At 68.2% G+C, this 24,306-nt stretch carries 24 protein-coding genes; 14 read left to right on the plus strand and 10 right to left on the minus strand.

All coding sequences use genetic code 11. From position 1 onward, the window contains the following. Positions 1-64: 64 nt before the first annotated feature. From tmk to Q8Q88_RS22750, 5 genes are read left to right on the plus strand one after another with little or no spacing between them, the layout of a single operon-like run. Complete coding sequence (gene tmk, locus Q8Q88_RS22730; RefSeq protein WP_305677461.1) at positions 65-712, plus strand: dTMP kinase; 648 nt, start codon at positions 65-67, stop codon at positions 710-712. Beyond that, positions 705-1,697, plus strand: a complete 993-nt coding sequence (locus Q8Q88_RS22735) for a DNA polymerase III subunit delta' (protein WP_305677462.1) — start codon at positions 705-707, stop codon at positions 1,695-1,697. The genes tmk and Q8Q88_RS22735 overlap by 8 nt, the downstream gene beginning before the upstream one ends. 6 nt (positions 1,698-1,703) lie before the next feature. Further along, entirely contained in the window at positions 1,704-2,480 is a 777-nt protein-coding gene (locus Q8Q88_RS22740) for a TatD family hydrolase (protein ID WP_305677463.1), read from the plus strand. After that, complete coding sequence (locus Q8Q88_RS22745; protein WP_305677464.1) at positions 2,477-3,298, plus strand: MBL fold metallo-hydrolase; 822 nt, start codon at positions 2,477-2,479, stop codon at positions 3,296-3,298. Before Q8Q88_RS22740 ends, Q8Q88_RS22745 begins: the two co-directional genes overlap by 4 nt. Next, positions 3,298-3,903 carry a phosphoribosylglycinamide formyltransferase gene (locus Q8Q88_RS22750; RefSeq protein ID WP_305677465.1) on the plus strand — a complete coding sequence of 202 codons (606 nt, stop codon included), beginning with the start codon at positions 3,298-3,300 and terminating at the stop codon, positions 3,901-3,903. The genes Q8Q88_RS22745 and Q8Q88_RS22750 overlap by 1 nt, the downstream gene beginning before the upstream one ends. On the opposite strand, the gene Q8Q88_RS22755 is transcribed toward Q8Q88_RS22750, so the two are convergent. Both Q8Q88_RS22755 and Q8Q88_RS22760 read right to left on the minus strand, forming a co-directional pair. Then, complete coding sequence (locus Q8Q88_RS22755; RefSeq protein ID WP_305677466.1) at positions 3,900-5,273, minus strand: NAD(P)/FAD-dependent oxidoreductase; 1,374 nt, start codon at positions 5,271-5,273, stop codon at positions 3,900-3,902. The two genes, Q8Q88_RS22750 and Q8Q88_RS22755, sit on opposite strands and share 4 nt — an antisense overlap. A gap of 69 nt (positions 5,274-5,342) precedes the next feature. After that, positions 5,343-6,614 carry an MFS transporter gene (locus tag Q8Q88_RS22760; protein WP_305677467.1) on the minus strand — a complete coding sequence of 424 codons (1,272 nt, stop codon included), beginning with the start codon at positions 6,612-6,614 and terminating at the stop codon, positions 5,343-5,345. 297 nt (positions 6,615-6,911) lie between these two features. Between Q8Q88_RS22760 and Q8Q88_RS22765 the strand changes: the two genes are divergently transcribed. Further along, the gene (locus Q8Q88_RS22765) at positions 6,912-7,535 is read left to right on the plus strand and encodes a TetR/AcrR family transcriptional regulator (protein ID WP_305677468.1); all 624 of its coding nucleotides are present in this window, start codon (positions 6,912-6,914) and stop codon (positions 7,533-7,535) included. Positions 7,536-7,578: 43 nt separating this feature from the next. Further along, positions 7,579-8,109 carry a bifunctional 3-hydroxydecanoyl-ACP dehydratase/trans-2-decenoyl-ACP isomerase gene (gene fabA / locus Q8Q88_RS22770; protein WP_305677469.1) on the plus strand — a complete coding sequence of 177 codons (531 nt, stop codon included), beginning with the start codon at positions 7,579-7,581 and terminating at the stop codon, positions 8,107-8,109. A gap of 16 nt (positions 8,110-8,125) precedes the next feature. Here the strand turns inward: fabA and Q8Q88_RS22775 are convergent, their stop codons facing one another. Then, positions 8,126-8,557 (minus strand): GNAT family N-acetyltransferase, encoded by a 432-nt coding sequence (locus Q8Q88_RS22775; protein ID WP_305677470.1) that lies wholly within the window; start codon positions 8,555-8,557, stop codon positions 8,126-8,128. A gap of 51 nt (positions 8,558-8,608) precedes the next feature. Here Q8Q88_RS22775 and Q8Q88_RS22780 point away from each other — a divergent pair, with 51 nt between their 5' ends. Further along, positions 8,609-9,046 (plus strand): GNAT family N-acetyltransferase, encoded by a 438-nt coding sequence (locus tag Q8Q88_RS22780; RefSeq protein WP_305677471.1) that lies wholly within the window; start codon positions 8,609-8,611, stop codon positions 9,044-9,046. A gap of 21 nt (positions 9,047-9,067) precedes the next feature. On the opposite strand, the gene Q8Q88_RS22785 is transcribed toward Q8Q88_RS22780, so the two are convergent. Next, positions 9,068-11,308, minus strand: coding sequence for a TonB-dependent receptor (locus Q8Q88_RS22785; RefSeq protein ID WP_305677472.1), 2,241 nt, complete (start codon positions 11,306-11,308; stop codon positions 9,068-9,070). A 179-nt stretch (positions 11,309-11,487) separates the two neighbouring features. On the opposite strand from Q8Q88_RS22785, the gene Q8Q88_RS22790 reads away from it, so the two are divergent. From Q8Q88_RS22790 to Q8Q88_RS22800, 3 genes are read left to right on the plus strand one after another with little or no spacing between them, the layout of a single operon-like run. Next, positions 11,488-12,774, plus strand: a complete 1,287-nt coding sequence (locus Q8Q88_RS22790) for a TetR family transcriptional regulator (protein ID WP_305677473.1) — start codon at positions 11,488-11,490, stop codon at positions 12,772-12,774. 2 nt (positions 12,775-12,776) lie between these two features. Continuing rightward, on the plus strand, positions 12,777-13,934 hold the full coding sequence (locus tag Q8Q88_RS22795; RefSeq protein WP_305677474.1) for a serine hydrolase: 1,158 nt from the start codon (positions 12,777-12,779) through the stop codon (positions 13,932-13,934). Between the two features lie 36 nt (positions 13,935-13,970). After that, positions 13,971-14,984 carry an LLM class flavin-dependent oxidoreductase gene (locus Q8Q88_RS22800; RefSeq protein ID WP_305677509.1) on the plus strand — a complete coding sequence of 338 codons (1,014 nt, stop codon included), beginning with the start codon at positions 13,971-13,973 and terminating at the stop codon, positions 14,982-14,984. Here Q8Q88_RS22800 and Q8Q88_RS22805 read toward each other — a convergent pair. Next, the gene (locus tag Q8Q88_RS22805; RefSeq protein ID WP_305677475.1) at positions 14,981-15,160 is read right to left on the minus strand and encodes a YegP family protein; all 180 of its coding nucleotides are present in this window, start codon (positions 15,158-15,160) and stop codon (positions 14,981-14,983) included. The genes Q8Q88_RS22800 and Q8Q88_RS22805 overlap by 4 nt on opposite strands. 189 nt (positions 15,161-15,349) lie before the next feature. Here Q8Q88_RS22805 and Q8Q88_RS22810 point away from each other — a divergent pair, with 189 nt between their 5' ends. The 3 genes from Q8Q88_RS22810 to mazG all read left to right on the plus strand — a co-directional run bounded on the left by Q8Q88_RS22810 (position 15,350) and on the right by mazG (position 18,126). Next, positions 15,350-15,850: a hypothetical protein gene (locus tag Q8Q88_RS22810; protein ID WP_305677476.1), complete on the plus strand. Its 501-nt coding sequence runs from the start codon at positions 15,350-15,352 to the stop codon at positions 15,848-15,850. A gap of 73 nt (positions 15,851-15,923) precedes the next feature. Continuing rightward, on the plus strand, positions 15,924-17,333 hold the full coding sequence (locus Q8Q88_RS22815) for an MFS transporter (RefSeq protein ID WP_305677477.1): 1,410 nt from the start codon (positions 15,924-15,926) through the stop codon (positions 17,331-17,333). Next, entirely contained in the window at positions 17,308-18,126 is an 819-nt protein-coding gene (gene mazG / locus Q8Q88_RS22820) for a nucleoside triphosphate pyrophosphohydrolase (RefSeq protein ID WP_305677478.1), read from the plus strand. The genes Q8Q88_RS22815 and mazG overlap by 26 nt, the downstream gene beginning before the upstream one ends. 6 nt (positions 18,127-18,132) lie before the next feature. Here mazG and hflX read toward each other — a convergent pair whose 3' ends face one another. The 5 genes from hflX to Q8Q88_RS22845 all read right to left on the minus strand — a co-directional run bounded on the left by hflX (position 18,133) and on the right by Q8Q88_RS22845 (position 24,272). Then, positions 18,133-19,449, minus strand: a complete 1,317-nt coding sequence (gene hflX, locus Q8Q88_RS22825; protein ID WP_305677479.1) for a GTPase HflX — start codon at positions 19,447-19,449, stop codon at positions 18,133-18,135. After that, positions 19,446-19,697 carry an RNA chaperone Hfq gene (hfq, locus tag Q8Q88_RS22830; protein WP_254833250.1) on the minus strand — a complete coding sequence of 84 codons (252 nt, stop codon included), beginning with the start codon at positions 19,695-19,697 and terminating at the stop codon, positions 19,446-19,448. The genes hflX and hfq overlap by 4 nt, the downstream gene beginning before the upstream one ends. A 101-nt stretch (positions 19,698-19,798) precedes the next feature. Then, the gene (locus Q8Q88_RS22835) at positions 19,799-20,662 is read right to left on the minus strand and encodes a D-amino-acid transaminase (protein ID WP_305677480.1); all 864 of its coding nucleotides are present in this window, start codon (positions 20,660-20,662) and stop codon (positions 19,799-19,801) included. Next, on the minus strand, positions 20,662-22,053 hold the full coding sequence (locus Q8Q88_RS22840) for a sigma-54 dependent transcriptional regulator (RefSeq protein ID WP_305677481.1): 1,392 nt from the start codon (positions 22,051-22,053) through the stop codon (positions 20,662-20,664). The genes Q8Q88_RS22835 and Q8Q88_RS22840 overlap by 1 nt, the downstream gene beginning before the upstream one ends. Further along, on the minus strand, positions 22,053-24,272 hold the full coding sequence (locus Q8Q88_RS22845) for a PAS domain-containing sensor histidine kinase (RefSeq protein ID WP_305677482.1): 2,220 nt from the start codon (positions 24,270-24,272) through the stop codon (positions 22,053-22,055). Before Q8Q88_RS22845 ends, Q8Q88_RS22840 begins: the two co-directional genes overlap by 1 nt. Positions 24,273-24,306: the final 34 nt, after the last annotated feature.

The following is a 24,306-nucleotide window of genomic DNA, read 5'->3' on the forward strand; positions in this document are numbered from 1 at the left end:
GGCCCGCGTCGTTCGGCCCTTCTAGGGCGCTGGACAAAGCCGGCGAACCGGCCAATTTGGCCGCGTGGCACGCGGTCGGTTCATCACCTTCGAAGGCGGCGAGGGCGCCGGGAAATCGACCCAGGTCAAGCGCCTGGTCGAACGCTTGCGCGCGGCCGGCCATGACGTGGTCGCCACCCGCGAGCCCGGCGGCTCAACCGGCGCCGAGGCGATCCGGGATCTGGTCCTGAAGGGCTCGGCCGACCGCTGGAGCCCAGCGACCGAGACCCTGCTGATGTACGCCGCGCGGCGTGACCACATCGAGCGCGCCATCGCGCCGGCCCTGGAGCGCGGCGCCTGGGTGATCTGCGACCGCTTCTTCGACTCCACCCGGGCCTATCAGGGCGGGGCGGGCGGGGTCGCGCCCGGCCTGATCGCGGCCCTGGAGAACCATGTGGTCGCTGATGTCCGGCCCGACCTGACCCTGATCTTCGACCTGCCGGTGGAGGTGGGCCTGGCTCGCGCCGAGACTCACGCCGCCGCCGCCGGTCACGCCGAGACCCGATTTGAGTCCAAGGGCGCGCCCTTCCACGAGCGCCTGCGCGCCGCCTTCCAGGCTATCGCCGCGGCCGAGCCGAACCGTTGCGCCCTGATCGACGCGGCCGACACCATCGAGGGGGTCGAAGCCCAGGTCTGGACGGCGGTCTCCGATCGGCTGGCCGTCCATGGCTGAAGACCATCCCCGCGAGACCTTCACCCTGCAGGGCCACGAGATCGCCGAGGCCGCCTTCGAGGACGCCCGCGAGCGGGGCCGGCTGCACCACGCCTGGCTGCTGACCGGGCCGGAGGGCGTGGGGAAGGCCACCTTCGCCTATCGCGCGGCCCGCCGGCTTCTGGGCGCCCCGCCGCACCCGAGCTATGGGATTCTGGGCGCCTCGCCGGACCATCCGGTGAGCCGCCAGATCATCGCCCACTCGCATCCCGACATCCTGGTGCTGGAGCGGATCGGCGAGGACGGCAAGCCGCGCAAGGTCATCCCCGTCGACGAGGCCCGCAAGCTCTCGGAGTTCTTCTCCAAGTCGCCGGCCACCTCGCCGCATCGCGTGGCGATCATCGACGCCGCCGACGACCTCAACGTCAACGCCGCCAACGCCGTGCTGAAGACCCTGGAGGAGCCGCCGTCGCGCGGCATCCTGCTGCTGGTCTCCCATTCACCCGGCCGGCTACTCCCCACCGTCCGCTCGCGGTGCCGCCGGTTGGCCTTCCACGCCCTGCCGGAGGCGGACGTGGCGTCCTTCGTACAGGCGCGCACCGAGGCCAACGCCGAGGACGCCATCCGGGTGTCGCGGATGGCGGGTGGCGCGCCGGGCCGCGCGGTGGCCCTCTATGCGGCGGGCGCGGTGGCGATCGACGACGCGGCGCGCGAGATCCTGCACAACCTGCCCAAGGTCGACGAAGGCCTGGCCCTGGCGCTCGCCGATCGGTTCCGCGGCGGGGAGGGGGCCCAGCAATTCGCCCTGCTGATCGAGCGGTTGGCCGAGCGGGTGCACGGCCAATTGCGACGCCAGGCGGCTGAGGGCTTCGGCGGTCTTGATCGCTGGGCCTCGGCGTGGGAGACGCTGCAGCGCCTTCCGCGCGAGGTGGAGGCGGTCAATCTCGACCGCGCGGACGCCTTCTTCTCCGCCCTATCCGAGCTGCGCGACGCCGCCCGCGCCTGAGACCCCATGCTGATCGACAGCCACGTCAACCTCCACGCGCCGCAATACGACGAAGACCGCCAGGCGGTGATCGCCCGCGCCCGGGCGGCCGGGATCGGGCTGATGGTCAATATTTGCGACAAGATTCCCAACTATCCGAAGGTCCGGGCGCTGGCCGACCAACCCGACATCTGGTGCACGGTCGGGGCCCATCCGCACGAGGCCAAGGACCACACCGACCTGACCACGGCCCAGCTCGTCGCCTTCGCCGCCGACCCACGCGTGGTGGGGATCGGCGAAACGGGGCTCGACTTCCACTACGATCTCAGCCCGCGTGAGATCCAGGCCGACGTGTTCCGCCAGCACATCGCCGCTGCGCGCGAGACCGGCCTGCCCCTGGTGGTCCACACCCGCGAGGCCGACGAGGTCATGGGCGACATGCTGGAAGAGGCCCATGCGCGCGCGCCGTTCAAGCTGTTGATGCACTGCTACACCTCCGGCGCGGAGCTGGCGGCCCGCATGGCGGCGATCGGGGCCTGGTTCTCGGTGTCCGGCATCGCCACGTTCAAGGCCGCCGCGGATGTCCGCGAGATCATTGCCGACATGCCGGCCGACAGGATCATCGTGGAGACCGACTGCCCATACCTTGCGCCGGTCCCGCACCGGGGACGGCGCAATGAGCCGGCCTATCTGGCGCCCATCGTCCACAAGCTGGCCGAGATCCGCGGCTGGACGCCAGAGGACGCCGAGCGCCGGACCGAGGATGCCTTCTTCGCCCTGTTCGACCGGATTCCCCGGCCATGAGCGCGATGCTGGAGTTCACCATCATGGGCTGCGGCTCCTCGGGCGGAGTGCCGCGCGCCGACGGGGACTGGGGCGCCTGCGATCCGGCCAATCCGAAGAACCGCCGTCGCCGCTGCTCGCTGCTGGTCCGCCGCAGGGGCGAACGAGCAGAGGACGAGACCACTCTGGTGGTCGACACCTCCCCCGACCTGGTCTGGCAGACCTCCGACGCCGGAGCCAAGCGGCTGGACGGGGTGCTGCTGACCCACGACCACGCCGACCAGACCCACGGCATCGACGATGTCCGCGCCTTCGCCATCCGCCAGCGCGCGCGGATCGCCTGCCATGTGGACGCCCCTACGGCGGCGAGCATGCGCCGCCGCTTCGGTTACATTTTCGAGGGCGAGGCCGGGTATCCGGCCATCGCCGACCTGCACGAAATCCCCCGCCACGGCGAGGCCTGGGCGGTGCGCGGGCCATCGGGCGCCATTCCGGTCGTGACCTTCGACCAGGACCACGGCGCTGTGAGGTCGGTCGGCTACCGCTTTGGCAACGTGGCCTATTCCAGCGACGTGGTCGACCTAGACGCGGTCGCGATGGAAGCGCTTGCAGACCTCGACGTCTGGATCGTCGACGCGCTGCGCTGGCGACCGCACCCGACCCACGCCCATGTGGAGCGGACCCTGGATTGGATTGACCGACTGAGGCCGCGCAGGGCGATTCTCACCAACATGCATATCGACCTCGACTACGACGCCCTGGCCGGCCAGCTGCCGGCGGGGGTCGAACCGGCCTTCGACGGCCTGCGATTCGAACATGAACTTCGCGGCGATTTCTGATGATAAGTTTGCCGCTTAGGTTAGGATTCTTAGCGTCGCGGAATGGCTCCAGCCTGAGAGCCATCGTCGGCGCCATCGAGGCCGGGACCCTCGCCGCCGAGCCGCGGCTTGCGGTGAGCAACAACCGCGCCGCCCAGGCTCTGGAATTCGCCCGGGCGCACGGTGTTCCGACCGAGGTCATCGCCACCCAGACCGATCCGGACGCGGCGGACGCGCGGCTCTGCGCGGCGCTGCAGGCCGCCGGCGTCGAGCTGGTGGTGTTGTCGGGCTATCTGCGCCGGCTGGGTCCGCGCACGCTCGGCGCCTATCGCAACCGGGTCCTGAACATCCACCCGGGGCCTCTGCCGCGCTTCGGCGGGGAGGGGATGTATGGTCGCCGGGTGCATGAGGCGGTGATCGCCGCCGGGGCGGCCGAGAGTGGGGTCACCATCCACCTGGTCGACGAGATCTACGACAATGGGCCGTTGGTCGCGGCCCGCGCCGTGCCCCTGGCGGCGGGCGAGACCGCCGACAGCCTCGAGGCCCGGATTACCGAGCTGGAGCCTGCGTTCTTCGTGGACACCCTTCGGCGCGTGGCCAGCGGCGAGCTGATCCTGCCGTCCTAGGCGGTGGGTGAGAGGTCCGCGCGGGCCGCGACGGGCAGGGCGTAGCCCGACGTCCTGGCGCGCTTCTCGCCCTTGGCGATCTCCCGCTTCAGGTCGGCCACATAGGCGTTGAAGTCGACCTGGATGGTGTGGCGCTTGGACGGATAGTACTGGCCCAGATGGCGCTCCTCGTCCTGGGCGGTGACCTTGCGCATCTGGTCGGGGGACGGTGGCAGGTATCGCCCGGCCAGATAGGCCGCCGCCAGCTTGGCCTGCTGTTCGGCGAAGTTGACCAGGGTCGGCAGGGGCTGGGCGAGCGCCATGTAGAACAGGTTCGGGACCTCTGGCTTCATCATCCGCTTGAACAGCGGCAGCCGGTGATCGGCATCCGGCACCAGATCCGCGTCCTCGAAGAACGGAAAGCGCATGTCGTAGCCGGTGGCGAACACGATGGAGTCCACGTCCTCGACGCTGCCGTCGGCGAACCGCACCTGCTTGCCCTCCAGGCGCTGGATGGCCGGCTTGAACTTGATGTCGCCGCAGCCGGCCCGGGTCAGGAACTCGCCGCTCACCGAGGGATGGGCTTCCAACGGCTCATGATCGGGCTTCGGCAACCCGTAGTCTTCCATCCGCCCCAATGACTTCTTGATCACCCCGCGGGCCATGGCCAGGCCCAGCTTGCGGGGGATCCAGGCCGGCGCGCTGGCCTTGTCGGCCGGCTTGCCGTTCATGTACTTGGGCAGTACCCAGACGCCCCGGCGGGCCGAGACCCACAGGTTCCCGGCGATCGGGCGCTGGGCGAGCTCGGAGGCGATATCCATCGCCGAATTGCCCATGCCGACCACGACGATGTTCTTGCCGCGCATGTCCACGGGATCGAACGGGTCGAAATAGGCGTGGCTATGGAAGGCCGGGCCGTCGAACTCGCCCTCGTATTCCGGGATGCGCGGGCTCCAGTGGTGGCCGTTGCAGACGAAGAGCGCGTCGTAGGTCCGGACCTCGCCTGAAGACAGCGTCACCGACCATAAACCCTCGGCGGTGCGTCGGGCCTTCTCCACCGCGGTGTTGAAGGTGATCGTCCCGCGCAGGCCGAAGTGGTCCACATAGTCCTTGAAGTACTGGTGGAGTTGGGCGTGGTGCGGGAAGTCCGGCCAGTCGGCCGGGACGGGATAGTCCTCGAAGGCCAGGCGCCATTTCGAGGTGTCGATGTGCAGGCTCTCGTAGCAGGCCGACATGCCGTTGGGGTTCTTGTAGTACCAGTTGCCGCCGACCTCGTCGGAGATCTCGAAGCAGTCGTAGGGTATCCCGAAATCCTTGAGCCGCTTGGCGGTCGTGAAACCGGAACATCCCGCGCCGATGATGCAGGCCTTGGGCAGTCGCGTCTCGGCCACGGATCGGGCTCCCTCAGTGATCGCTGAAAACCTAGCAGGGCGGGGAGGGGCGTAAAGCGTGTCCCTGCGTCAGGTGGCGGCCGGCGTGGCGACGGCCGGCTTACCCACCCTCGCAGCGGCGAGATAGCAGAGGATCGCCAGGGCCGAGAGGCAGGTGAACGAGAACAGGGTCCAGCTATAGGGTTGGGGAACGCCGCGGGCGATCAGGGCGTCGACCATGATGCCGCTGCCGGTGATGCCGACGCCCAGGCCCACCACGTTCAGACTCATGATGTAGAAGGCCACGACCGTGGAGCGCACCTCGGCCGGGCAAAGCTCCTGCACCGCCGAGAAGGTGGGGCCGTAGAAGGCGCCGAGCTGGAAATAGGCCACCACCATGCAGACCCAGAACAGCACGCTGTCGGGGTCGATCAGGCGATAGGTCAGGTTGATCGGCAGCAGGGCCAGCAGCACCCAGACCATGAACATCTGCCGGCTCTGGCCGGTGGCGGTCACCCAGCGGTCGACCGCCACCCCCCCGAACAGATTGCCCGCCACGCCAGCCACGCAGGCGATCAGCCCGCTGATCACCGCGATCTCCGCCCGCTCGAACCCGCGCTCGCGCACCAGCCAGAGCTGGTCGAAGGCGGCCGCTCCGAGCAGGAAATGGACGACCACGCCCCCGGCTATGGTCAGTTGCAGCGCCGGCGAGGCCGCCAGCGCCGTGCCGAACACCCGCAGGAGTACGGAGAGCTTGGGCCGCTCGCCCTGGGCCTGAAGCCGCGGCGCGCGGGTTTCCTTGACCTGGAAGATGACCAGGGAGAAGGCCACGCCGATCGCGCCCAGCAGATAGAAGCAGTTGCGCCAGCCGATCGCCGGTCCCAGGAACCCCGCGACCAGCAGGCTGACGCCCACGCCGATGGGCACGCCCATATAGTAGAATCCTGCCGCAAATCCCCGTTTTTCCAAGGGATATCGGTCAGCCAGCAACGACATTGCCGTCGGCGTCAGCGCCGACTCGCCGACGCCGATGAACATCCGCGGAATCGCCAGGCTGACGAAGTTGCGCGCCAGGCCCGAGGCGGCGGTGAGCGCGCTCCAGGCGAACATGGCGAGCCCGATCAGCCGCGGACGGTTCACCATGTCGGCCAGCGCGCCCATGAAGAATCCGGCCACCGCGTAGAAGGCGATGAACACCAGGCCGGTCAACAGCCCGAACTCGGTGTTGGTGAGCTGAAGATCCGGGACGATGAAGTTGGCGAAGCTCGACAAAAGCTGGCGATCGACGAAGTTCAGCACGTTCATCAGGGTCAGCAGCACCAGCAGGCCGTGGCCCGCGCCGCGCCGTTCGTCGGCCGCCATGTGTCGATCTCCCTGTGGCGCGGAACGTCTCGTCACGATCCTGCGCCGCTTGACTGTCGGCCACCGGGGCGATTGCATCAATGGGTCTTGGAAGGCGCGCCGCTCTGGGATCAAGAACCCAGGCCTACAATTTCCGATAATCTTCCTTAGGCGAAGAATGGTATAGGCTAGGCGACCTGACGTCACCAGCCTCGCCTTCTGTTCAGGCGCTGAGGGTGACCGTTGACGCCGGCATCGGCGCTTGCGGTGCGAACGGCCATTGGACTAAATTGAATTCAATTCAGCTTGGACCCGACCATGACCGCAACCAGGATCGGCACGCCGGAACGATTGATCCGCTCCGCTCAGGACGAGCTCATCCATAGCCATGGTCTGTTGGAGATGCAGGCGGTGGCGAAGCGGGCCAAGGTTTCGGTCGGGCTGGCCTACCACCACTTCGGATCAAAGGCCGGCTTGATCGCCGCCGTGGTCGAGGGGTTTTACAACCGGCTGGAGGAAGCCGCGTTCAGCCCCTCGAAGCTGGTTTCGTCGGATTGGGCGGGCCGTGAGAAAGAGCGGATCGCCGCCTATATTTCGTTCCACTACGACCATCCGTTTGCGCCGCTCGTCGTTGGCGCCTTGAGCCGCGCCACCGAAGTCCTTGATGTGGAACAGGCCTTCACCAAACGGCAGCTGATCGCGGGCGCGTACAATTTGCGGGCTGGCCAGCGTGACGGCGTCATTCCCCCCGACCTTGATCCGCGCCTGACGATCGCCCTGCTGATCGGCGGCATCCGCCAGGCGCTCATCGGCGCGTTGATGAGCGGCCATCGCCCTGACCGTGACGAGCTAACCGACAAGATTTGGGTCTTTGTCGCGGGCGCCCTGCGCCTGTCGGCGATGCAGGTCGCGACCCAGGCCACAAACGACCGGGTCGCCTAACTAAGAACATCCGGCGCTCGATTCAGGAAGGAACCGCAACGCCGTGGCCGATCCGCACGAGTTTCACACGCCGAAGTCCCACTACACGAAGGACGATCTGATCCTTTCCGGCCAGGGCGGCTATTTCGGTCCCGGCAACGCGCAACTCCCTGCCCCGCCGATGCTCATGATGGACCGGATCACGGACCTCAGCCTCGACGCCGGTGAATTTGGAAAGGGCCACATCGTCGCCGAGCTGGATATCATCCCGGACCTTTGGTTCTTTGACTGTCACTTTCCCGGCGATCCGGTCATGCCGGGCTGCCTTGGATTGGATGCCATGTGGCAGGCGGTCGGCTACTGGCTGGGCTGGTCGGGCTCGCCCGGCAAGGGGCGCGCGATCGGTGTGGGCGAGGTCAGGTTTCGAGGCGACATAACGCCTGAGACCCGGCTGGTGCGCTATGAGGTGAGCCTGCGCCAGGTCCGGCGCGGCCAGCTGGCGCTGGGTGTGGCCAATGGCCGGCTGTTTGCGGACGAGGTCTGCGTCTATGTCGCGACCGACCTGAGGGTGGGAATGATCAGGCCCATGCCCTGAGAGGGTCGCCCACCGGCTACGACCCTATGGCCTTCTCCATATCGACCGTGTTCAGCGGGATCGTCTCGTGGGGATACACTCGGACCTCCGCCCAGCCCCGCGATGCATAGAAGTTCCGCGCCCTGGTGTTCGGTTCGAGGCAGCGCAGCCGCGCAATAGAAAATCCGCGCGCGAAGATCTCCTGTTCCAGTTCGGCCAGAAGTCTGGTTCCCGCCCCCAGGCCCTGCGCCGCGGGATGCACCCAAAGATCGCTCAGCGCGTCGTCGTGGGTCAGTCCGACGCCGACGATCCTTCCGTCGATGCAGGCAATCCGCGCGCTGATCCAATCGTCATCCCAGACCGACAGCGGTTCCGAACTCCATAGGCCGCCATAGGTCGCCTCCAGTGACGCCTGAACGCAGTCTTTCAGTTGCGCCTGATCCGCGATAACTGCCTTTCGAGTCTGCATTTCGCTGGATTCCGGCGCGACCCACTAGGTGCGACAACCAATTGGTCCAGCATGGCCGTTGAGATCAAGATCCTCCAGGCCGGTGACGAGGCCGTGCTCGGCCGCGTCGCGCCGGACGTGTTCGACAATCCGGTGGATCCGGCCCTCACCCGCGAATTCCTGGCCGATCCCCGCCACCACATCGCCGTCGCCGTGGACGACGGCCTGGTCGTGGGCTTCGCCTCGGGCGTCCACTACGTCCATCCCGACAAGCCCGCCGAGCTCTGGATCAACGAGGTGGGCGTCGCCCCCAGCCACCACGGCCAGGGGCTTGGCAAGGCGGTGATGCGCGCCCTGCTCCAGGTCGGTCGCGACCATGGCTGCCGCGAGGCCTGGGTCATGACCAACGTCGGCAACACAGCCGCCCGGGCGCTCTACGTCTCGGTCGGCGGGACTGAGGGCGCCGATGACAGCGAGGACGCCGCGCTCGGCTATTCGTTCGCGCTCTAAGCCGCCCTCGCCCGCCCCGTCCTACCAGCGCTTGGCCAGGGTCACCCCATAGGTGCGCGGGGCGTTGTAGTTGCGGTTGCCGTAGCCGAGGGCGGCCAGGTTGATGCCCTGGGTCAGGTGCTGATCGTCGGTCAGGTTCTTGCCCCAGACGGCGATCTCCAGGTCGTGGGCGGTGGAGATCAGGGCCACGCGGCCGTCGAAGGTCCAATAGTTCTCCTGGTGCAGCAGCGGATCGTTCAGGGCGTCCTTGAACACCTCGTCCGAATAGTGCGCCCCGCCCTGCAGGCTGAGGCTCCAGTCCGCAGAAAGGTCGACCTCGTACTGGGCCGAGCCGTTGAAGGTCAGCGACGGCGCGTTGGGCAGTTCGTTGCCTGACGGCGCCGTGCCGCTGGTGATGGCGAAGGACCCCAGTTTGGTGTGCAGGAGGCCAAGGCCTGCTTGCAAGGTCAGGCCCTCCAGGCTCGGCGGCCGCAGGGTGACGTCGAGATCGGCGCCGTAGAGGTCGGCCTGGTCGATATTGCCCAAGCGCTGGATCGGCAGCGCGCCGGACGTATCGCGGATGAACGACTGCACGTCGTGATACCCGTAAAAGAACACGCTGGCCGAAGCCTGCAGTCCAATGTCGGGAACCCGACGCTTCCAGCCGGCCTCCAGCGCCACCAGCCGCTCGGGCTTGTAGGGAATGAGTTGGGCCGTGGCCGTGGTCATGCCGGAGAAGAAGCCGCCCGACTTCACGCCCTGCGAGGCGCTGACATAGAATAGGGTCAACGGGTCGGCTTTCAGGTTGAGGCCGAGCTTCCAGGACCAGTTGGTGTCGTCGATCTTCTGGTCGATGATGGAGAGCGGGATCGGTCCCGCTCCGCAGGGCGCCAGGATCAGCGCGCTGCCCGGGCACAGCTCCACCAGGTCGACCGCGCCGCCGCGATTGGACTTCTCCTCCCAGGTGTAGCGCAGGCCGGTGATGACGCTCAGGCGCTCGCTGACCTTCCATTCGCCGTGGGCGAACAACGCCGCGGAGTCCGTCGACTGGTCGGCGACGCTCATGGTGCGGGTGTTGAACAGGTCCTCGAAGAAGCCCGGCGTGGTGACCTTCACCCGGTCGGTCGAGAGGAACCCGCCCACCAGCCATTCCAGCTGTTCGCTCGAGCCAGCCAGGCGCAGTTCCTGGGAGAGCTGGTTGATCTTGTCGGTCTGGATGAAGTCGGTCTGCCGCAAGGGGCTGGCGTCGGTGTCGATATAGAAGCTGCGCGCGAAATTGGCGTAGCCCGTCACCGAGGTCAGGGTGGCGAATCCGAGATCCCAGTCGACCTTCAGGGTCGTGGCGACCTGGTCGAAATTGTAGAACTGCCGGCCCGACCAGTCGCCGCTGAACGGGTCGCCGTCGAGGTCCACATAGCCGAAGAAGTTGCTGCAGCGCGGGCTGCCGGGGCATGGCGCGCCGGGCGCCAGCGGCGACGGGAACTGGCCGAAATACTCCCCCTGCCCCATCTCGGACCGCGACCGCTGGCCTTCGATCTTCAGGTTGATGTCGAGGGCGTCGTTGGGCGTCCAGCGGGCCAGCGCGCGGCCGATCCAGAGGTCGCGCCGGCCGATGTCGCGGTTGATCACTCGGTTGAAGTAGTAGCCCTCGCCCTGCTGGATGGTCTTGGCGGCGAAGCGCAGGGCCAGGGTGTCAGACACCGGCAGATTGACCATGCCCTCCAGGTCGTAGCTGTCATAGTTCCCGAGGCCGGCGGCGGCCCGGGCGGAAAATCGGTCCGTCGAGGGCTTGGCCGTGACGATGTTGATGGCGCCGGCGGTCGAGTTGCGGCCATAGAGCGTGCCCTGCGGGCCCTTCAGCACCTCCACCCGCTCCAGGTCGAAGAGGTCGAAGCTCATCTGGGCCAGGGAGGCCAGATAGACCTCGTCCACATAGACCCCGGCGCTGGGATTGTTGGTCGACGAGAAGTCGTCCAGGCCCACCCCACGGATGGTGATGATCGGCATGGCGCCGGCCACCTGCTCCTTGATGTCCAGGCTGGAGACGACGGAGGTCAGGTCCCTCACCTGCTCGATGCGGCGCTCGGCCAGCTCCGTGGCGCCGACCACCTCCAGGGTCCCGCCGACGTCCAGCACATCCTGGGCCCGCTTCTGGGCGGTGACGGTGATCTCCTCCATCACCGTGGCCTCCTGGGCGCTCGCGTGGAAGCCGGTTAGCAGCACCGCGGCCCCCAGCATGGTGGAACCCAGCAGCGCCGCGCGATTGCCGTGTTGGCGGATCATGATCGTTCCCTCCCCGTGCTTTCCCCGCTTGTCCCGAACCGCGTCGTGCGGTCATCGCCGAAGAAATTTGACATCAAAGTATGTGTTGATAACGGCACGAGCAGAATTGCTTGTCAACGAATTCCACATCTGCGTATGTTTTCTCAACCCTGCGTCCAGAAGCGCCGGGAGCCGAGGCCATGTCGCAGATTCCAAAGATATTTTCCGATCGGAGCGCCAAGCCGGGCGAACCCGTCGGGCGAACCCGCAAGCGTGGCCTGAAGCGCGAGGCGCTGCTGGCCCAGGCCACGCAGCTGTTCAATCTGCGCGGCATCGCGGCCACCTCCCTGAGCGACATCGCCGCCGAGGCGGGCCTGACGCGGGCGGCGCTCTACTACTATGTCGACGACCGGGCCGAGCTGGTCTTCCAGTGCTACATGCGGGCCTGCGAGCAGACCGCCGAGAACCTCGCCATCGCGTCAGAAACGGCGACGGACGGCCTGGGCCAGGTCCTGGCCTTCGTCGAGCGCGCGGCCGCCCCCGACCGCCCCCCGGCCGCGGTGCTCAGCGAGATTGGCTACCTGACCTCACCCCATCGTGAGCTGGTGGAAACCGCCAACCGCCGCAACGCCGCCCATCTGGAGGCGATGATCGAGCTGGGCGTCCGCGAGGGCGGGATCCGGCTGTGCGACGCAAAGATCGCCGCCCAGTCGATCATTGGCATGCTGTCCTGGTCCCAGCTCTCCCCCTACTGGGTGCAGGGGACCAAGGGCCGGAGCTTCCGGGCGCGCACCGGCGCGGCCCTACTGGACCTGCTGAAGAACGGCGTCGGCCGCGGCGCACGCAACGTCCAGCCCTGTCCTGTCGACGCCCAGAGCTTCCTGCCCGGCCGCTTCAACGCCTTCGACCGCCGCGAGGCCGCCGAGATGAAGACCGCCCAGCTGGTGATGACGGCCTCGCAGCTCTTCAACCGCAACGGCATCGAGGCGACGTCGCTGGACGACGTCAGCGCCGCGCTCGGGGCCACCAAGGGCGTGGTCTACCACTACATGCAGGACAAGACCGACCTGGTGGTCCGCTGCTACGAGCGCGCCTTCGACCTGTTCGAAGCCTTCGTCCAGACGGCCAAGGCCCACGGCGCCACGGGCTTCGAGCGCTCGATGATCGGCGTGCACCTCAACGCCCAGGCCCAGGTCGGTGAACTGTCGCCGCTGATGCCGCAGCCGGGCCTGGACGCCCTGCCCGTGCCGCAGCGCCAGGCCTTCGTCCGACGCGCCAATCGGCTGCGCACCCAGTTCTCGGCCTTCATGCGCCAAGGGATCGCGGACGGCTCGTGCCGGTCCTGCGACGTGCCCATCGTCGCCCAACTGGGCGCGGGCGCCTTCGGCTGGCTGCCCAAGTGGATCACCCCTGACGACGCGCGCGATCCGCGCCGGTTCGGCGACGAGATCGTCGCCCTCTTCACCCTAGGCCTGAAAGCGAGCTGACCATGGCGCTGGCGACCCACGACGAAATCCGGATTCACGGCACGGTCGCCCCGGGCTTCGAGCCGGTGCGGGACCGGTTCGCCGCCAATTTCACGCGTGACGACGACAGCCGCGAGGTCGGGGCGGCGATGGCGGTCTATCGCCATGGCGCGCTGGTGGTCGATCTTTGGGCCGGCTTCCGCGACGAGGCCCGCCGCGATCCCTGGACCGCCGACACCCTGGTCAATGTCTGGTCGACCACCAAGGGGATCACAGCCATCGCCCTCGCCCGCCTGGTGGACCAAGGCAAGGTCGATTACGCCGCCCCGGTCGCCACCTACTGGCCGGAATTCGCGCAGGCCGGGAAGGCTGACATCACGGTCGCCCAGTTGGTCTCGCACCAGGCGGGCCTGCCGGGCTTCGACGACCCGACCCCGCTCTGCGACTTCTATGACTGGGAGACGGTGGCGGGCCGGCTGGCCGCCCAGGCGCCGATGTGGGAGCCGGGGACCAAGAACTCCTATCACGCCATGACCTACGGCTTCCTGGCCGGGGAGATCATCCGCCGGGTCAGCGGTCGCAGCGTCGGGTGCTTCGTGGCCGAGGAGATCGCCGGCCCCCTGGGCGCCGACGTCCATATCGGCCTGGCCGAACGCGACGAACCCCGGGTGGCGCCGATGATCGCGCCCCGCGCCGGCGAGGCCTTCGATCCCGCGACCATGCCGCCCGAGGCCCTAGCCGCGGTGGCCAACCCGGCCATGGAGCCGACCATTCCCCACGACCGCGCCTGGCGCGCCGCCGAGGTTCCGGCTGGCAATGGCCACGCCACCGCGCTCGGCCTGGCGAAGATCTATGGCGCGCTGGCCAATGGCGGCGAACTGGGCGGCGTTCGGTTGATGTCGGCCGAGACCATCGGCAAGCTGACGACTGTCCAGACCCGGCGGGAGGACGTCATGCTCGGCTTCAAGCCGTTCTGGGCCCACGGCGTGGCGCTCAACGACTCCGGCGTGTTCGGGCCCCATGCTGGGACTTTCGGCCACTCCGGCTGGGGTGGCTCGTTCGCCTGCGCCGATCCGGGAAGCGGTGTGGCCATCGGCTATGCCATGAACCAGATGGGCGGCGGCCTGGTGGGCGATCCCCGCGCCGTCGGCCTGTGCCACGCGGTCTTTGGCAGCCTCTAGGCTGGCCTCCCGGACGAAGCGCCCCATATGGGGCGGATGACAACGCTCTCCGTCCTCGATCTGTCGCCCATCGTCGAGGGCGGCGACGCCGCTCAGTCGTTCCGCAACACCCGCGACCTGGCCCAGCACGCCGAACGCTGGGGCTACAAGCGCTATTGGCTGGCCGAGCATCACAACATGACCGGGGTGGCCAGCGCCGCCACCGCGGTGATCATCGGCCATGTGGCGGAGGCGACCACCACCATCCGGGTGGGGGCCGGCGGCGTCATGCTGCCCAACCACGCGCCGCTGGTGATCGCCGAGCAGTTCGGCACCCTGGCCTCGCTCTATCCGGACCGGATCGACCTGGGCCTCGGCCGCGCGCCGGGTTCGGACCAGGCCACGGCTCGGGCGCTGCGGCGAAACCTCGCCTCCGACGTCGATCAGTTCCCGCGCGACGTCATCGAGCTGATGGACTATTTCCGGCCCGCCCAGCCGGGCCAGCTCATCCGCGCCGTGCCGGGCGCGGGGCTGGAGGTGGAATTTTGGATCCTGGGTTCCAGCACCTACGGCGCCCAGCTCGCCGCGGCCCTGGGCCTGCCGTTCGCCTTCGCCTCGCATTTCGCCCCTGCCTATCTGGACCAGGCCCTAGCGCTCTATCGCAGCCAGTTCCGGCCATCCGAGCACCTGGACCGACCGCATGTGATGGCGGGGGTGAACGTGGTGGGCGCCGAGACCGACGCCGAGGCCCAGCGGCTCTTCACTTCAGTGAAGCAGGCCTTCATCAACCTGGGTCAGGGACGGCCCGGTCCCCTGCCGCCGCCGATCGACGACCCGGACGGTCGTCTGGACCAGCTTGGCGGGCCGATGCTGCGCCAGGCGTTGAGCTGCGCGATCGTGGGCTCGCGCCTGACGGTGGCCCGCGGCCTGGCGGCCTTCGTCGAACGCACCGGCGCCGACGAACTGATGGTCACCGCCCAAGTGTTCGACCACGCCGCGCGGCTGGCTTCGTTCGAGATCGCCGCTCAGGCGCGCGACGATCTTGCGCGCCTGGAGACGGCAAAGGCCTAGTCGGTCGTATCGTCGACCGGCGCGTCGGGGCCGTTCTTCTTCATGGAATCGATGGCCGCCTTGGCGCTGGCCTTGGACGAATAGCCCTCGGTCGAGAACATGACTTCGCTGTTGTACTTGAACCGGACCCGGAATTCCCCAGCCTTGTCCTTGTAGATCTCAAACTTATGGGCCACGCGCGGCCTCCCTCTTCTGGGTTGAGTTGATCGCCCCTGGCGAGATTTGGCCGTACGCCGCGAGCCGTCAAGCCACGATCCGGCGACACTCGCCGCCACACTAAGGCCACGCTTTGGGCGCGCCTTTCGCTTCGGCCGTCGTGGGCTTATTTATCGACATAGCGCTCGCCTTCGCACCGGAGCATCCCCATGCGCGCACTTCTCTTCACGGCCTTCACCTTCCTCGGCCTGGTCGGTTCCGCCCTGGCCGAACCCCTGTCGACCGTTTCCAGCGTCAAGGTCACCGTCGGTCCCGAACTCGCCAAGAAGGCGGCGGAGGACTACGGCGTCCGCGATGTCGACCGCCTGGTCGCCGAGCTCCAGGCCGACGTCCAACGCCAACTACAGCGCACCGGCGTCCTGGCCGGCGGGCGGGTCGAACTCACCCTGACCGACGCCCGGCCCAACCGCCCGACCTTCAAGCAGCTGGGCGACCGCCCCGGCCTCTCCTACCAGAGCTTCGGCACCGGCGGGCTGGCGATCGAGGGCAAGGCCATCTCCATCGACGGCGACGTCACGCCCATCCGCTACAGCTGGTACGAGACCGATATCCGCGACTCGCGTATCGGCGGCACCTGGGCCGACGCCGAGCACGGCATCGACCGGTTCGCCTACCGACTGGGGCGCGGCAAGGTCTATGCGCGCCGTTAGGACTTGCCTCTGCCAGCGACGCGCGTTCTGATCCGGGCGCGCCGAAAGTAGGGCGCACCTAGGGGATTTCGTGATGACCGCGCCGGCCGAACGCCGCTCCAACTGGACTCTGGCGGCGCTGGCGGCGCCCTGTCTGCCGCTTGCCGGCCTGGGCCTGCCGCTGGTGGTCTATCTGCCGGAATTCTACGCCAGCGAGCTGGGCCTGAGCCTGGCCTCGGTGGGCGCGGCCTTCGGCGCCGTGCGGCTGCTGGACGTCGCCTTCGACCCCTATATCGGCGGGGTGATGGACCGCACCCGCTCGCGGTTCGGCCGGTTCAAGCTGTGGTTCGCACTCAGCGCGCCGATCCTCATGCTGGCCACCTACATGCTGTTCATGGCCAAGCCCGGTGTGACCGGCGCCTACCTCTGGTTCTGGCTGCTGGTGGTCTATGCCGGGGTCTCGATGGCGGGCCTGTCGCAACTGGCCTGGGGCGCGGTGCTGTCGCCCGAGTACAATCAGCGATCCCGCATCTATGCCTGGTGGCAGGCGGGCAATGTCGTGGGGATGATCCTTGTTCTCACCCTGCCAGCCGTCCTGCCCTTCATCGGCGTCTCGGCCCACGCCGCGGGCGTGGCCTCCATGGGCTGGTTCATCATCGCCCTGATGCCTCTGACGGTCGGCTGGGCGCTCTGGAAGGTTCCCGAGCCGGCCGTCACCACGCCGCCGAAGCGGGCAGGATTCCGCGAATACTTCGACCTCTTCAAGCGGCCCTCCGTGGTCCGCCTGCTGATCACCGACTTCCTGGTCGGGACCGGGCCGGCCATCACCGGCGCCTTGTTCTTCTTCTTTTTCGAGCGGGTGAAGGGCTTCGACAAGGGCGCCGCCAGCCTGCTGCTGCTGATCTATTTCATCGGCGGCCTAGTCGGCGCCCCGCTCTGGAACTGGATGGCCCACAAGATCGGCAAGCACCGGGCGCTCGCCGTCTCCGGCCTGGTCTATGCGGCCATGACCATGTGCGCCCTGCTGATCCCCATGGGCAATTTCGTGATCGCCGCGGTGCTGATGTTCCTGATCGGCGTGCCCTATGCGGCCGGCGCCTTCCTGCTGCGGGCCATGATGGCCGATGTCAGCGACCAGGAGCGGCTGCAGGGCGGCGTGGACCGCACGGCCCTGCTCTACGCCATCCTTGCCGGCACCGTGAAGATCGGCTCGGCGCTCGCGGTGTTCGTGACCTTCCCGGCCCTGCAGGCCTTGGGCTTCGATCCCACCGCCAAGGGGGTCGATTCCGGCCTCGACGGGGTCGCCATCGTCTTCTCCGCCGTGCCAGCGGCCATGGCGCTCGCGGCCAGCTGGCTGATCATGGGCTTCCCCTTGACCTCCGCGCGCCACGCCGAGATCCGCGAGGAACTCAGCCGACGCGATCTCGCCGAAGCCGCCCCCGAAATGGGCTCCGACCCCAGGTTCACCGAAGAGATCCATGCCGCCGTCAAACCCGCCGAGTGATCCCGCGCCCATCGACCGCCTGCGCGCGATCATGGCCGCCTTGCGGACGCCGGAGACCGGGTGTCCCTGGGACCTGGAGCAGACCTTCGCCACCATCGCCCCCTATACGGTGGAGGAAGCCTACGAGGTGGCCGACGCCATCGAGCGCGGCGACCTCTCCGACCTGAAGGAGGAGCTGGGCGACCTGCTGTTCCAGGTCGTGTTCCACAGCCAGATGGCCCAGGACCAGGGCGCCTTCGATTTCGACGACGTCGCCGCCGCCATCTCCGACAAGATGATCCGCCGCCACCCACACGTGTTCGGCGACGAGGGCTACCGGACCAGCGCCGAGCAGACGGAAGCCTGGGAGGTGATCAAGGCGCAGGAACGGGCGACCAAGGCCGCCGTGGTCAGCTTGCTGGACAATGTCCCGGTCGGCCTGCCGGCGCTGACCCGCGCGACCAAGCTCTCCAAGCGCGCCGCCACGGTCGGCTTCGTCTGGCCCACCGTCCAGAAGGTGGTCGAAAAGCTGCACGAGGAAGTGGCCGAGCTCGAGCATGAGATCGCCGTCGGCGACCTGGAGAAGGCCCGCCAGGAGTTGGGCGACGTGCTGTTCGTGGTGGCGAATATCGCCCGCGCTCTGGACATCGAGCCCGAGGACGCCCTGCGTTCGACCAACGCAAAGTTCGCGCGGCGCTTCCGGTTCATCGAGGCGGCGCTCGCCGAGCGCGGCAAGACCCCCGACCAGTCCGACCTGGAGGAGATGGACGCCCTGTGGGACGCCGCCAAGGCCGCGGAGAAGGCGGCCGGCTGATCCCGCTCAGTGGCGCAGTTCGACCCGCGGGAACAGCTGCTCGAACTGGCCGAGCGCCTGGGGCGTCAGTTTCACCAAAAGCTGCACGCCGCCCTTGTCGTCGTCGTGGCGGCCCATGACCCGACCGTTGCGGTAGAGCCAGGCGATCGCCGCCCCGCCCTCGCCCACCGCGGTCGACACCTCCACCGGCTCGGCGTCGTCGACCAGGGCCGCGACCGTGGCTAGCAGAGCCTCGCAGCCCTCGCCGGTGACCGCGGAGACCAGCACCGCGGGCGGTTTCTGGCGGCGCGCGTCGCCGGCCAGCTCGTCGCGCAGCTCGGCATCCACGAGGTCTGACTTGTTCCAGACCTCGAGGATGTTGCGGTCCTCGACCTTGACGCCCAGGCGCTCCAGCACCGTGCGGACGTCCTGAGCCTGGGCGGCGCTCTCGGCGCTGGCGATGTCGCGGACGTGCAGGATCACGTCGGCCTCCTTCACCTCCTCGAGGGTGGCGCGGAAGGACTCGACCAGTTCGTGGGGCAGATCGGAGATGAAGCCCACGGTGTCGGACATGATCGCCGGGCGCCCGTCGGGCAGGTCCAGCATCCGCAATGTGGGGTCCAAGGTGGCGAATAGCATGTCCTGGGCCACCACGTCGGCCTTGGTCAGCTGGTTGAACAGGGTCGACTTGCCGGCGTTGGTGTAGCCGACCAGGGCCACGGACGGGAACGGATGTCTCTGGCGCGCGCCGCGCTGCAAGTTGCGGGTGCGGCGCACCTCCACCAGCTCGCGCTTCAGCTTGCCGATCTTCTCGGCCAGAAGCCGGCGGTCGGTCTCGATCTGGGTTTCGCCCGGGCCGCCCATCACCCCGAAACCGCCACGCTGGCGCTCCAGGTGGGTCCAGGTGCGGACCAGGCGCGACTTCTCGTAAGAGAGCCTGGCCAGCTCAACCTGCAGCCGCCCTTCCCGGGTCCGCGCCCGGCGGGCGAAGATTTCCAGGATCAGGCCGGTGCGGTCGATGACCTTCACCTCCCAGGCCTTTTCCAGATTGCGCTGCTGGACCGGGGTCAGGGCGTCGTCGACGACCACCACGTCGACCTCGAGCTCCTCGCAGAGCTTCTCGATCTCCAGCACCTTGCCCGACCCGAACAGGGTGGCGGGCGTGCGCTTGCGCAGCGGCACGATGATCGCGTCGCGGGTTTCCAGGTCGAGGGCCAGGGAGAGGCCGACGGCCTCTTCCAGGCGCGCCTCGGCGCTGCGGGACGAGTCACGCCCGTCCCGCTCGGGATGGATGACGAGGGCGCCTTGCGGCGGGGCCTCGCGATCAACTGATTTTGACGTCAATCGGCTTCGTCTTCCGCCGGTTCGTACAGCTGCACGGGTTGGGCCGGCATGATGGTGGAGATGGCGTGCTTATAGACCAGCTGGGACTGGCCGTCGCGACGCAGCAGCACACAGAAATTGTCGAACCAGCTCACCACGCCCTGCAGCTTGACGCCGTTCACGAGGAAGATGGTCAGGGGCGTCTTGGACTTACGGACGCTGTTCAGGAACGTGTCCTGGAGGTTCTGTTTCTTTTCGTTGTTCGACATGGCTTGTCGCCCTTTTTTCTGGATCGAAGAGCAAGACGCTCTCCACACACAAGTTGAACGCTAGACCGACCCGCATGACGGGCGCAATCGCGCGTGCGTCTTTAGATCGCCGTCGCCCTCGCCCGCTCGATATAGAGGCGACGGAGCTTCATCGCTATGGGTCCGACGGCGCCATTTCCCACCGCGTGGCCGTCGACCTTGATCACGGGCAGCACCAGGGAGCCCGCCCCGGTGATGAAGGCCTCCTTCGCCGCCTTGGCCTCTGCCGGCGTGAACGGCCGTTCGTCGACCTCCATCCCCTCCTTCCGCAGCACGTCCAGCAGGGTGAACCGGGTCACCCCGCGCAGGATGTTGGCGTTGGTGTCGCGGGTGCGTAGCCGGCCCTCGCCGTCCACGATCCAGGCATTGGACGAGGCCCCTTCGGTGACGAAGCCCAGCTCGTCGACGAACCAGGCCTCCACCGCGCCGCGCTCCTTGGCCGTCTGCTTGGCCATCGCATTGGGCAACAGGCCGACGGTCTTGATGTCGCACCGGCCCCAGCGATTCTCCGGGGTTGTGATCACCGCCACGCCCTTGGCGGCCTTGGCCTCGGTGGCGGCGCGATCGATGGCTGAGACCGTGATCACCACGCTGGGCGGCACGTCGCCGTCCGGGAAGGCATGGTTGCGCGGCGCCACGCCGCGGCCGACCTGCAGGTAGAGCAGGCCTTCGCGCACGCGATTGCGGCGCACCGCCTCGCGCAGGACGATGGTCAGCGCCGCGCGGCTCATCGGCATGGCGATCTTCAGCTCGCCTAGGCTGCGTTCCAGCCGGGCGAAATGACCTTCCGGATCGGCCAACTTGCCGTCGAACAGGGCCCAGACCTCGTAGACCGCGTCGGCGAGCTGGTAGCCCCGATCCTCGATGTGGACGCAGGCGTCGCCGTGGCGCACGAAGGCGCCGTTCACATAGGCGTAGCGCCCCATTACGCGTCTTCCTCTTCAACAGGCCGCGCGCCCGACAGGCCAAGCGACTTCAATTTGCGGTGCAGGGCCGAGCGCTCCATGCCGATGAAGGCCGCGGTCCGCGAGATATTGCCCGAGAACCGCAGCATCTGTGCGTTCAGGTACTCGCGCTCGAACACCTCGCGGGCCTCGCGAAGCGGCAGCGCGATGATCCGTTCGGCGCCGAGCGTGCTGGGCTGGTCGCTGGGGGTGGCGTCGCCGGGCAGCATGTCGGCGCTGATCGCCTCCGACGGATCGCCCGAGGCCAGGATCAGCATGCGTTCGACGTTGTTGCGCAGCTGGCGCAGGTTCCCCGGCCAGGCCTTGACCTGCAAGGTGGCCAGAGCGTCGTCGGCCAGCCGGCGGCGAGCCATGCCGCTAGCTTCGCAGATCCGCTGGATGAAGTAGTCGACCAGTTCGGGGATATCCTCGCGGCGTTCGGACAGGCCGGGCACCGTCACCGGCACCACGTTCAGGCGATGGAACAGGTCCTCGCGGAACCGGCCGCCGGCGATCTCCTCGCGCAGGTCGCGGGACGTCGAGGAGACCACACGGACATCGACCTGCACGTCGCTGTCGCCGCCCACCCGGCGGAAGCGCTGCTCGACCAGAACCCGCAGGATGCGGCTCTGGGTCTCGCGCGGCATGTCGGCGACCTCATCCAGATAGAGGGTGCCGCCGTGGGCGTTCTCGAACACCCCGATCTTGGCCGGGCGGCCGCTGGCGCCCTCCTCGCCGAACAACTCCACGTCCATCCGCTCAGGGGTCATGCCCGCGGCGCTGATCACCACGAACTCGCCCCTGGCGCGGGGACTGGCGTTGTGGATCAACCGCGCCACCGTCTCCTTGCCCGCCCCGGGAGGACCGGCGATCAGCACCCGGCTGTTGGCCGAGGCCAGCTTGGCGATCAGGCCGCGAAGCTGCTGGGCGGCCACCGAGCGGCCGATCAGGCCCTCCGGCTGGATCGCCTGGGTGCGCAGCCGGCGGTTCTCGCGCTTCAGCGTGCTGGTCTCCAGGGCCCGCTCGACGCAGAGCAGCAGCCGGTCAGACTTGAAGGGCTTCTCCAGGAACTCATAGGCGCCGCGCTTGATGGCGCTGACCGCGGTCTCGATATTGCCGTGGCCCGAGATCATGATCACCGGCAGGTCGCGGTCCAGCGCCTTGACCATGTCGAGCAGCTCCAGCCCGTCCATGCCCCCGCCCTGCATCCAGATGTCGAGGATCAGCAGCGCCGGCTTGCGCGACTTGATCGCCGCCAGCGCGCTCTCGGAGTCGGTCGCCGTGCGCACGCCATAGCCTTCGTCCGACAGGATGCCGGCCACCAGCTCGCGGATGTCCGCCTCGTCGTCGACAACCAGAACATCAGCCGCCATCAGGTCACTCCTAAGCCTTGCGCCGAGGCCGCGGAGGCCTTCACCCGCGCCGTCGTCGGGAATTTCAGCACCGCGCGCGCGCCTTGGCCGCTCAGCGCGTCGGTCAGTATCAGTTCGCCGCCGTGGTCTTCCAGGATGCGCTTGACGATGGCCAGGCCCAGCCCCGTACCTTTTTCACGGGTGGTGACATAGGGCTCGGTCAGCCGGTCGCGGTCCTTGTCGGGCAGGCCGACGCCGTTATCCTCGACGAAGATTTCCACCCCCTGCTCGCTCGATACGAGCTGGGCGGTGATATGGCCGCGGACGCCATGGTCTGTCGCCATCCTGGCGCTCACCGCCTCGGCGGCGTTCTTCAGCAGGTTGGTGAGCGCCTGGGACAGCATCCGTCCGTCGGCCAGCAACGTGACCTCCGGGGCCGGCTCGATCATCTCCACATCGATATCGGGGCTGGCGACCCGCTGGGCGAAGACCGCAGCGCGCAACAGCTCCACGGCGTCCTGCTCGGCGAACTTGGGGGCGGGCATGCGGGCGAAGGACGAAAACTCGTCGACCATCCGGCCGATGCCGTCGACCTGACGCACGATGGTGTCGGTGCAGCGGTCGAACACCTCCAGGTCCTCGGGCGCGACCCCGCCGCGGAACTTTCGGCGCAGGCGCTCGGCCGAGAGCTGGATCGGGGTCAGCGGGTTCTTGATCTCGTGGGCGATGCGGCGGGCCACGTCGCGCCAGGCGGCGTTGCGCTGGGCCGAGACCAGGCGCGTGATGTCGTCGAAGGTCAGCACCAGCCCGCCCTCGGAGCGGCTGGCGCGGACCCGCAGGCGCCGCGTCTCGCGGTCGCGGGCCACGTCGACCTCTTCCTCGGCCTCGCCGGCGATGAGGGCGTTTTCGGCGATCAGGGCGAACTCAGGCGCCACCTCGCTCAGCCGCCGGCCGCGGACCCCGCCGTCGACCAGGTCGAGCAGCACCTTGGCCTGCCGGTTGGCCGCGGAAATGCGCCCCTCGGCGTCCAGGCCGATGACTCCGGCCGAGACCTCGGCCAGCACGGTCTCGATGAACATCCGCCGCTGTTCGGCCTCGTCGCCGGCGGCCTTCAGCGCCGCCTGCTGGGCCTGCAGATCGTGGGTCATGCTGTTGAAGGCCCGCGACAGCACGGCGATCTCCTCGGGATCGTTGTCGGCGTCGACGCGGGCGTTGAGGTCGCCGCCGGCCACCCGGCCTGCGGCCTGCACCAGCCGTCCGACAGGAGCGGAAATGGCGTTGGCCGCGCCCAGGCCCAGCCAGACCGCGCCCACCAGCACCAGCATGGCCGTCTCCATGTAGGAGAGCGCGAACACCGTCTGGATGCGCGAACGGCTCTCGGCGGCCTCGCGATAGGCGGCCAGCGATCGGTCGGCCTCCTGCAGGTGGTTGACGATGCCCTTCTGCACGGGCCGGGTCACATAGAGGTAGCCGTCCGGATAGGCCGAGAGCTTGTAGAGCGCCCGCGTCAGGTCCGTGGTGACGAAGATGTCCCCCTCGTCGGCGGCCTTGAAACTCGGTTCCGGCGGGGTCACGAACTTCGGCGCGTCCACGGCCTCGGCGCGGGCCAGGATTCGGCCCTGCCGGTCGATCAGATAGGCCGCCGGAAAGGCGTGGTATGAGGCCTGGTAGGCCAGGAAGTGGCTGAAGGTGACGGGGCTCGCTTGCAGGGCCGGCGCGGCGCGGTTCAGGTCCACCGCCATCAGCGAGACGTGGTCGCCCACATAGCGCTTCTGGTCCTCCACATAGGAGCGGGCGACCGTGGCGGAGTTCTCCATCACCGTCTGGACCCGCTCGGAGAACCAGTTCTCCACCCCGCGATTGACCAGCACCCCGTAGAACAGCGCCACCACGACGGCCGGAGCCACGGCGGCCAGCGCGAACAGGGTCACGAACCGCAGGTGCAGTCGCGCGCCGGCGTCTTCCGACCGGGCGCGCAGCAGGGCCGCCAGGCGAACGCCGACCTGGGCCGCCAGGGCCAGGATCAGCACCAGATTGAAGCCAAGGATCGCCAGGATGTTCTTGGAGGCCGGCGCCAGCGGCCCGGTCTCGGGCGGCGAGGCGGCCAGCAGGATGGCCACCGCGGTCAGCAGCGCGGCCAGGGCGTAGCCGCCGCCAAGCACATAGCGCGATTGCAGCGTCCGCCAGAGCCGTGCGGACGGGGTCGCCTCAGCACCGCCGTCTTGGACCAGAAACGCCATCACTGGCCGATCCTAGTGGGGAGTGTACCCGTGG

The organism is Phenylobacterium sp., from assembly GCF_030697925.1.
Classification (GTDB): Bacteria; Pseudomonadota; Alphaproteobacteria; order Caulobacterales; family Caulobacteraceae; genus Phenylobacterium.

Coding starts and splice junctions, on each gene's coding strand:
- Q8Q88_RS22810 (WP_305677476.1), top strand. CDS start 15,350: ATGCGCGCACTTCTCTTCACGGCCTTCACCTTCCTCGGCCTGGTCGGT.
- mazG (WP_305677478.1), top strand. CDS start 17,308: ATGCCGCCGTCAAACCCGCCGAGTGATCCCGCGCCCATCGACCGCCTG.
- Q8Q88_RS22815 (WP_305677477.1), top strand. CDS start 15,924: ATGACCGCGCCGGCCGAACGCCGCTCCAACTGGACTCTGGCGGCGCTG.
- hfq (WP_254833250.1), bottom strand. CDS start 19,697: ATGTCGAACAACGAAAAGAAACAGAACCTCCAGGACACGTTCCTGAAC.
- Q8Q88_RS22780 (WP_305677471.1), top strand. CDS start 8,609: ATGGCCGTTGAGATCAAGATCCTCCAGGCCGGTGACGAGGCCGTGCTC.
- Q8Q88_RS22745 (WP_305677464.1), top strand. CDS start 2,477: ATGAGCGCGATGCTGGAGTTCACCATCATGGGCTGCGGCTCCTCGGGC.
- Q8Q88_RS22760 (WP_305677467.1), bottom strand. CDS start 6,614: ATGGCGGCCGACGAACGGCGCGGCGCGGGCCACGGCCTGCTGGTGCTG.
- Q8Q88_RS22795 (WP_305677474.1), top strand. CDS start 12,777: ATGGCGCTGGCGACCCACGACGAAATCCGGATTCACGGCACGGTCGCC.
- Q8Q88_RS22785 (WP_305677472.1), bottom strand. CDS start 11,308: ATGATCCGCCAACACGGCAATCGCGCGGCGCTGCTGGGTTCCACCATG.
- Q8Q88_RS22845 (WP_305677482.1), bottom strand. CDS start 24,272: ATGGCGTTTCTGGTCCAAGACGGCGGTGCTGAGGCGACCCCGTCCGCA.
- Q8Q88_RS22840 (WP_305677481.1), bottom strand. CDS start 22,053: ATGGCGGCTGATGTTCTGGTTGTCGACGACGAGGCGGACATCCGCGAG.
- Q8Q88_RS22750 (WP_305677465.1), top strand. CDS start 3,298: ATGATAAGTTTGCCGCTTAGGTTAGGATTCTTAGCGTCGCGGAATGGC.
- Q8Q88_RS22740 (WP_305677463.1), top strand. CDS start 1,704: ATGCTGATCGACAGCCACGTCAACCTCCACGCGCCGCAATACGACGAA.
- Q8Q88_RS22735 (WP_305677462.1), top strand. CDS start 705: ATGGCTGAAGACCATCCCCGCGAGACCTTCACCCTGCAGGGCCACGAG.
- Q8Q88_RS22765 (WP_305677468.1), top strand. CDS start 6,912: ATGACCGCAACCAGGATCGGCACGCCGGAACGATTGATCCGCTCCGCT.
- Q8Q88_RS22800 (WP_305677509.1), top strand. CDS start 13,971: ATGACAACGCTCTCCGTCCTCGATCTGTCGCCCATCGTCGAGGGCGGC.
- Q8Q88_RS22775 (WP_305677470.1), bottom strand. CDS start 8,557: ATGCAGACTCGAAAGGCAGTTATCGCGGATCAGGCGCAACTGAAAGAC.
- Q8Q88_RS22835 (WP_305677480.1), bottom strand. CDS start 20,662: ATGGGGCGCTACGCCTATGTGAACGGCGCCTTCGTGCGCCACGGCGAC.
- Q8Q88_RS22790 (WP_305677473.1), top strand. CDS start 11,488: ATGTCGCAGATTCCAAAGATATTTTCCGATCGGAGCGCCAAGCCGGGC.